Here is a 1,451-nt window from a genome sequence, read left to right as displayed (position 1 = left end):
TTCATACCTAACCCGCTGAGGGCATGTATCCATAGCTGATTTGCGACTTCCCGCAAAAGGAAAGCGACCGTAACTCTCTTGGAATTCTTGTCGATTTTGCGACAGGCGTTGGCGCTGGCGGGCCGTTTCGAATAGGGTGCATGGCTACGATCTGGCAAGAAGCGGCGAGAGCAGCCGCTATGGATTCCAGACAAGAACAGATTCAGGGAAGAACACCATGAGCGAACACGCGGCAGTCGATCAGGAAGCGTCAAACGCGCGACGTGGGCGCGGCGCCAGCGGCGGGGCTGCTGCCCGGCGGGCCGCGCGTTCGGGCGGAGGCCCGGGCACGCAGCTCACCTACATCAAGCGCAAGATCAACGTTTACGAGGTGCTGGACGAGGAAGGCCTGGCGCTGATCGAGAAGAACACCGACACGGTGCTCGAGGAGATCGGCATCATCTTCCGCGACGATGCAGAAGCGCTGCAACTGTGGAAAGAGGCCGGCGCCGACGTCAAGGGCGAGCGCGTGCATTTCCCGAAGGGGCTGTGCCGTTCGCTGCTCAAGACCGCACCGTCCGTCTACACCCAGCACGCCCGCAATTCCGAGCGTTCGGTGCAGATCGGTGGCAATGCCACCGTGTTCGCGCCGGTCTATGGCCCGCCCTTCGTGCGTGACCTCGACGGTGTCAGGCGCTACGCGACGATCGAGGATTTCCAGAATTTCGTTAAGCTCGCCTATATGGCGCCGTCGATCCACCATTCGGGCGGCACGGTATGCGAGCCGGTCGATGTGCCGGTCAACAAGCGCCACCTCGACATGATCTACAGCCACATCAAATATTCCGATAAGCCGTTTATGGGCTCGGTGACCGCGCCGGAACGCGCCGAGGACACCGTCGCCATGGCCAAGATCGTGTTCGGCGACGATTTCGTCGAGAACAACACGGTGCTGACCAGCCTGATCAACGCCAACTCGCCGATGGTGTTCGACGAGACCATGCTCGGTGCGCTGAAGGTCTATGCGCGCCACAACCAGGCCTGCATCGTCACGCCGTTCATCCTCGCCGGCGCGATGAGCCCGGTGACGGTTGCCGGCACGCTGACGCAGGTTCTGGCCGAAGTGCTGGCCGGCGCGTCGTTCACGCAGCTCATCCGTCCCGGCGCGCCGGTGCTGTTCGGTACCTTCGCCTCGTCGATTTCGATGCAGTCGGGGGCGCCGACCTTCGGCACGCCGGAGCCGTCGCTGGTTTCCTATGGCGCCGCACAGCTGGCGCGCCGTCTCGGCCTGCCGTTCCGCACCGGCGGCTCGCTCTGCGCGTCCAAGGTTCCGGATGCACAAGCGGCTTATGAAAGCGCCAACACGCTGAACTCGACCATCCTGGCCGGCACCAATTTCGTGCTGCACTCGGCCGGCTGGCTCGAGGGCGGGCTGGCCTCCTGCTACGAAAAGTTCATGATGGACATCGACC

At 63.1% G+C, this 1,451-nt stretch carries 1 protein-coding gene; it reads left to right on the top strand.

Annotated features, from left to right (window positions below):
* Positions 1–217: 217 nt before the first annotated feature.
* Positions 218–1,451, top strand: a 1,234-nt coding sequence (locus EN969_RS30960; RefSeq protein ID WP_127419729.1) for a trimethylamine methyltransferase family protein, incomplete at its 3' end; no start/stop codon positions are given.

Origin of the sequence: Mesorhizobium sp. M7A.F.Ca.CA.003.01.2.1, from assembly GCF_003998945.1 — a bacterium.
GTDB lineage: Bacteria > Pseudomonadota > Alphaproteobacteria > Rhizobiales > Rhizobiaceae > Mesorhizobium > Mesorhizobium ciceri.
The sequence above is the reverse complement of the archived record's forward strand: the minus strand, read 5'-3'. Positions and strand labels throughout refer to the sequence as shown.